Genomic DNA, 6562 nt, shown 5'->3' on the forward strand with positions numbered 1-6562 from the left:
ACGCACGGACACAGGCGTCACGGACTTCGTACAAACATCATTAAAGTGACCCGCAAGTACGGACCGCAAGCGGCCTACAATTTAATCTCCACCTACCGCGCGGGAGACTCATGCGAGTGAGTGATATTTAAGATATCCACGAAATACCACCCATTCGAGTCTTTATACACTTCAAACACCGCACAAATCTCCCGAACCTAAATTTCTCCACCTCATTTCCATCTCAATTAGTCCAACTTTCCCATCCAAGCAGTGTGAGCCTTGCGAGCCAGGTAAATTTGTAGATTCGCGTAGGCCGCGCTTATAAGTATGACGGGAATTCCAAGTGCGCGTGCACGTGAAGCCATGTCACCGACAATTGCATCCGCCTCGAGTTTCTGAGCACCCACTTCGATATCGCGCATCATCGACGGCGACCACGTTGAATCACAATCCAGTAATCGAGAAAAAACTCGATCAATCGTATCTTGCGACAGTGGAAATCCAGATCGCCGCGCAACTTCAGTGCACTCTTGAATCGCAATTGAAACCAACAGTGCACCTTCCTTGGTTCTGATGATTTCACCAACCGAGCCACGCAATAGACAGCACACTGCCGCTGACGCACCGATTGTGACCCACTTATCCCATAGGGCTTGTTCTATATTTTCGCTGTATTCGCGTCGACCGTCTGTCTTGGCGATCAGATCGTAGATTTTTCGAGTAGTTTTCAAGTGCGCAGGGTGACGTGCGCCGATGATAACTGTGTCACTATGTCCGTCGTGCTGAACTACACCATCAGCACTGAGCGTTGTCGCAATATACGATACACCTCCGAGCACGCGTGCTCTTCCGAACTGCTGGTCGAGCATATCGTATGCCGCCAGTCCATTAACAAATGGTAAAACGACAGCCCCTAATTCGATAGCTGGCGCAATGGCATCAATAGCCTGATGAAGATCATAAGACTTGCATGTGAGTATCACCAGATCATATTTTTCACTGATAAGCTTGCTATCGACTACCTGAACTTCTGAGTGAAAGTCTCCGAGCGCGCTTGTAATTTTCAATCCATTGCTTTCAATCCATTGTCGACGATTGACACGGACCGCAAAGGTGACATCTGCGTTCGCTTCTATAAGTCGAGCGCCATAGTATCCACCAATCGCACCCGCACCGAGCATTAAAACTTTCATGATGTGATGCAAGTTAATATTTGCATTGCCGACCGACAAAAATGTTGACTTTATGGGAAATATGTTTTTTTATGAATTCCATCAAGTACGATTGCTAAAAAAATTCCTGCAACTGTACTTTCACCTTCATTTTAAATAGATACACAAAACAAGAACTCACTGGTGCGAATAATGCAACAGTCATGAAAATCGAGGAGCAGAATTATCTATGTATCAAATCAATTCATAACGTCCAGGCCTCGTCCATCCTCACAGACCCGCACCTTACAATTCGAGGTGCGCCAACAAATGGGGGCGAGTTTGTACCGAGGGGGCGTGCGAGTGCCGCGGGAAAGACGGAGATTCGCACGCATCGCCGCAGAGGGGCCAGGAATGACGCCCACCCGTGATGTCAGCTCAGCGACTGTGTTCGGGGTCGGTCGACCGATCTCGGCGCGGAAGAAATGCGGAGCTCATGCATATGGCGGACGTGCCGCAACATCCGGCCACAACAATTTCCGTCATCACGTCACGCTGGCGTCGTTGGAACATCGCCGGCACGGTCAACCGGCGAAACCGGTAGCGCCCAAGCCGTTGACGCAGCATTAGTAGCACTTGAAAAAATCGACCCTGCATACGATATAACCATAAACGACATATGAGCCTAGTGTGATTGCTCCCTCTCGCTGAGCGAACCGACGTCGACATGGCAGCGGTGTTCATGCAGGAAAACACAATGTTCGTAGTCTCTAGGGACATCATCAACATATCACTTCACCGGCCAACCTGCGAGTGGCACACGATGACTCTGACAAACCAGAAGGATCCGCTCGGCTGCGATGGCACGGCGCTACGCAAGGCTACCCGTCGGCTTTCACAACTGTATGACGTAGTGCTGGCGCCGTGTGGGTTAAATTCAGCCCAGCGCGCGATCCTTGCTTATGTCGAGCGGTCGGGAAATCCAACCATCGCCGAGTTGGCCTATGCGATGGTGCTTGATTGGTCGACGCTAGCACGGAATATCAAACCGCTTGAACGCGATGGTTACCTAACACAACGCCCCAACGACCTCGATGGCCGAAGCCGGCGCGTCGAGCTGACAGCATCCGGGATGACCAAACCTTCTGAAGCCAACCTACTGTGGCGTAGGGCTCAAAGCCGCTTCGAGGTGGTATACGGCGCCGAACGTGCCACCGCGCTGCGTGTCGAATTAGCAGAGATTTATTCGGACGAATTCGCGGTTGCCTTCGGCGAACCGTGAGTGGTGTAGGTCGCGGATGGCCGATGTCCCTCCTTAGTTGAGGATTACGCGACGCGTTTACCGGGGGCGCGGCCGAACCATTCACAGAAGCCGCTATACGAGACTCCGAGCAGCCGGCACATCACTCGGGTCGGCCAGACACCACGCTGTTGAGCTTCCCCGGCTTACTTCACTCCGGGTTTTTCGCAAAGTAGCCGAGCGCTTTTTTAGGGTGTCGCGCTCCATCGTTATCGCCTGCTTGCCGGACCCAGCGACGTAATACGCTATCGCCGATACCTAGTCGTGGGCAATCTGCCGACCTATGCGCTGGGTTCTTTGCACCGTCGCACGGGCTTCCCGTTTGAATTCGTCAGTGAAGTGCCTTCTTAGCCTGCTCATTTCGTCGTTGTCGGACTACATCAGCTTAACTGACGTGTCCGGGAGAACGATTGAAGGCCAGACAGCCTTACTTACGCCGGCCCAAGCTTGGACAGGTCTTTTGGGATTACTCGCTCATTCTGAAGCATCGTGAAAAATTCGATGAACATTTCATCGGTGTCGATGCAGTCTTGGAATCCTGCCTTTCGGGCTTTGATCGTGGTTGAGAGATTGTCATAGGGTGCCTTAAAGACGAAGTCGCCGTATCCCCAGCGAGCGAGATTGTCAAACGCAGTAGGCAGCAGGTCGAAGCGATTGACGAGTTTGCTCCACAGATCCCCCTTGTCTGCCATCATTTCGTTCAGGTTAATCGCCAGCGGGGCACCTACTTCCATCTGGAAGAACTTTGCGATGACAGACCACACACGCGACCAACGGAAGAAGTCACCGTTTGTGATGTTGTACGTCTGTCCGGCGCAAGCTGGTTCTTCGCCGGCCCATTCCGTAGCACGGGCCAGAAGCCGCGCGTCAGTCACCTGGAAGAGGGACTGATACGATTCCCACGTGCCCGGGAAAACCAGAGGCAGCCCCAATGCCTTCGAAATCACCGCGTACACCGAGATGACCATCAGCAGGTTCATGGGATTGCCAACTGCCATCCCGATAACGCCTGCCGGCCGGAGTGCAGTCCACGTCCAGGATGCTTCTTGCGAGGCTGCGTGCAGAAAGTCTTCCTGGTTGTAGTAGAAATTCGGCGGCATGTGTCGCGGATCGGACTCTTTGGCCGGAGTGCTGAATGCACCGAGATGTGGCCCGTAGGCCTTAGTCCCCTGCATCAGGGTCACATGGTGCAGCCCCGGTGAGGCGTTGGCTACTGCACGTACGAGGTTCTCGAGCATCACGAGATTGGGACCAACCTGCTCAGCCTGTGTCCGCTTTTCCTGGTATGCGGCATGAACGATGTGCGTGATGTCCTTTCGATCACCTAGAAGGGCCCGACACGATTCGGCATCCAGAAGGTCGACAGGAATGTGTTCGGCCTTAGTAGGGTAGTCCGGCTTGCGTCGCTAAACGGCGATCACCTTGGTGTTAGGAAGCTGGTCGAAGTGAGAAATCACGGCTCGGCCGATGATCCCGACTGCGCCGGCGACAACGACTGTCTTCATTTGATTGATCCTGCGTAATACAGATATTTAGGTGTTGAACTCGGCAGCACTAGTGCAGTGCTGAGAGATGGATACTTTGCCGTGATGTGTCAGGCCATTAGGGCCCACCCACCATTCACGTGAATCGTTGTTCCCGTCATGCTGACGATCGCTCCAGTTCACGACTGCGTGAAACGCAGAGCGAGCCGCGTCAGCGCCGCGGTGTTGAGTGTGTCAGGCGCTCGATGCCCTCAGACATCCGCTTCACGAAGCCACCGGTCTGCCCCATGCCAGCGTTGTTGACCTGCGAGCGTCGCCTTGCAGGCGAGCTTCGACTGCGACCGGACCCACAGGCTGGGGCAGATCAGGCTGGAGCACTTCAAGTGCTGTACCGATTTCTCCACGCTGGCGCGCGACCGGCCCGAGGTCGTGGCCGGCGAAGCGCTCGGCGTTGATAGCGTCGAGCGCCAGAGCAGGCGCCGTTGATGACCACGGTCGGAGCGTGATTTCCTTTGCAAGAATGGTTCAGGCGGGGATGCAAGCAGCGCGCGCCTCAGGCGACAATACTCGGGTAGTCGGTGTACCCTTCAGCGCCGCCACCATAGAGCGTAGCGGCGTCGAGCTGCGCCAATGGTGCGCCGGTCTTCAGGCGCTCAACCAGATCCGGGTTGCTGATGAATGCGCGACCGAAGGCGAACAGGTCTGCCTTTCCCTCGTTGAGTCTGGCGGTAGCGAGTTCCAGGTCATAGCCATTATTGGCCAAATAGGTTTGCCTGAACCGGCGGCGCAACGCGTCGTAGTCGAACGGTGCGACATCACGTGGGCCGCCAGTCGCCCCTTCGACCACATGCAGATACACGATGCCCAGCGCGCTGAGCTGCCCGACGATGTAGTCGTACTGCGACTGGGGATCGCTGCTTGAGATGCCGTTTGCCGGCGACACTGGCGAGATGCGCACACCGGTGCGACCGGCGCCGATTTCTTTCGCCACTGCAGTGACAACTTCCAGCAACAGGCGGGCACGGTTCTCGATCGAGCCGCCGTAAGCATCAGTGCGCTGGTTGGCCCCGTCCTTGATGAACTGCTCCAGCAGGTAGCCGTTGGCACCGTGGATCTCGACGCCGTCGAAGCCAGCTGCAATAGCGTTGGCCGCAGCCTGACGGAAATCGTTCACGATACCCGGCAATTCGACAAGCGCCAGCGCACGTGGCTGGGACACGTCAACAAATCCACCGTTGACGAAGGTTTTTGTCTCCGCGCGAATCGCCGAAGGCGCGACCGGTGCAGCGCCGCCAGGCTGGACATCGACGTGCGAAACACGGCCGACGTGCCAGAGTTGCGCGAAGATGAGCCCTCCCTTGGCATGCACAGCCTCGGTGACCTTGCGCCAGCCGTCGATCTGCTCAGGTGTGTAGAGGCCGGGAGTGTCCTGATAGCCCTGGGCTTGGGCAGACACCTGAGTGGCTTCGGTGATGATGAGGCCGGCCGAGGCTCGCTGGGAATAGTAGGTCGCGGCCAGTTCGCTGGGCACCAAGCCCGCGCCTGCGCGATTGCGGGTCAGCGGAGCCATGACAAAGCGGTTGGCGAGTGTCAGGTGGCCGAGGGCGTAGGGCTTGAAAAGTGTCTTGTCGCTCATGGTGCGTCAGTTTCCGGAGTTGGTGGCGCGATCAATAATGATGACCATAATCTTAGATGTCAAGGTTTTGATGACGATCAGCATCAATGTATAATGAAGCCTTCGCAGATACGCACTCACAGTGGTCAAGAAATGAAGATCACCAAGGCACAGGCACAGGCCAACCGGGAGCGCGTCGTCGAGACGGCGTCTAGGCTATTTCGGGAGCGCGGCTACGATGGGATTGGTGTTGCCGATCTGATGGCCGCCGCCGGCCTTACCCACGGCGGCTTCTACAAGCAGTTCCACTCCAAGGCTGATTTGATGGCGGAGTCGGCCGCCTGTGGTGTCGCGCAAACCGTGGCGCTGAGCGCGGGCGTGGACGCGCCTGAATTTGTGCGGTACTACCTTTCCCGAGAGCACCGCGACAGTCGCGCAACCGGTTGTACGATGGCCGCACTGGGCGGGGATGCCGCGCGTCAGCCGGAGGCAGTTCGGGCCACATTTGCGGCTGGCATTGAGCGCGTGCTGGCTGCATTGAGCCCCGAGGGCAGTGCGTTGGACGGTATGGACCCGAGTCAGGCACGAGCGAGATCTCTCGGCATACTGGCGCAAGCGGTCGGTGCCATTGTCATGTCGCGCGCCTGCCCGGACGATTCGCCGCTGGTCGACGAAATCCTTGCGGTTTGCCGCGACGAGATTCTAGCGTCAATGAGCCCGTCGGGGACCGCTGGCGAACCTGCGAGCAATCATGGTATCGGCGCGTCGGAGAGGCCGGAATGATGCGGTCACCTGTGGCGCACCGAGATGTCGGAGAGTCCGCTGACAAAGTGTGCAAAGCAGGCGGGAACCCATAGGCTCAAGCGGCAGCGATCGTGCACGCTCGCCCAAAGTCGTAGTAATTGTATTAGCCGGGACTCGATCTGACAGGTAGTCGGACCGACAAAGAACGAGTCATCAATGGGGGATGAGTTTCTCCTTGGCGAGTTCGAGCGAATCGAGGAAAGTGCGCATCGGCGTCTTGCCGTAA

Annotated in this window: 6 protein-coding genes; 3 read left to right on the forward strand and 3 right to left on the reverse strand. The window is 56.4% G+C overall.

Going from position 1 to position 6562, the window contains the following annotated elements; translation table 11 throughout:
* Positions 1–227: 227 nt before the first annotated feature.
* The gene (locus tag G3O06_RS17965) at positions 228–1175 is read right to left on the reverse strand and encodes a 2-dehydropantoate 2-reductase (protein WP_205816976.1); all 948 of its coding nucleotides are present in this window, start codon (positions 1173–1175) and stop codon (positions 228–230) included.
* A 685-nt stretch (positions 1176–1860) separates the two neighbouring features.
* Here G3O06_RS17965 and G3O06_RS17970 point away from each other — a divergent pair.
* On the forward strand, positions 1861–2415 hold the full coding sequence (locus G3O06_RS17970) for a MarR family transcriptional regulator (RefSeq protein WP_346779535.1): 555 nt from the start codon (positions 1861–1863) through the stop codon (positions 2413–2415).
* A gap of 449 nt (positions 2416–2864) precedes the next feature.
* Here the strand turns inward: G3O06_RS17970 and G3O06_RS17975 are convergent, their stop codons facing one another.
* Positions 2865–3671, reverse strand: coding sequence for an SDR family oxidoreductase (locus G3O06_RS17975; protein ID WP_205816977.1), 807 nt, complete (start codon positions 3669–3671; stop codon positions 2865–2867).
* A gap of 564 nt (positions 3672–4235) precedes the next feature.
* On the opposite strand from G3O06_RS17975, the gene G3O06_RS17980 reads away from it, so the two are divergent.
* The gene (locus tag G3O06_RS17980; protein WP_205816978.1) at positions 4236–4403 is read left to right on the forward strand and encodes a hypothetical protein; all 168 of its coding nucleotides are present in this window, start codon (positions 4236–4238) and stop codon (positions 4401–4403) included.
* A gap of 67 nt (positions 4404–4470) precedes the next feature.
* On the opposite strand, the gene G3O06_RS17985 is transcribed toward G3O06_RS17980, so the two are convergent.
* Complete coding sequence (locus tag G3O06_RS17985) at positions 4471–5553, reverse strand: alkene reductase (protein WP_205816979.1); 1083 nt, start codon at positions 5551–5553, stop codon at positions 4471–4473.
* Between the two features lie 132 nt (positions 5554–5685).
* On the opposite strand from G3O06_RS17985, the gene G3O06_RS17990 reads away from it, so the two are divergent.
* Entirely contained in the window at positions 5686–6315 is a 630-nt protein-coding gene (locus G3O06_RS17990; protein ID WP_205816980.1) for a TetR family transcriptional regulator, read from the forward strand.
* The last annotated feature ends 247 nt before the right edge of the window (positions 6316–6562 follow it).

Origin of the sequence: Burkholderia sp. Ac-20345 (assembly GCF_017104825.1) — a bacterium.
GTDB lineage: Bacteria > Pseudomonadota > Gammaproteobacteria > Burkholderiales > Burkholderiaceae > Burkholderia > Burkholderia lata_B.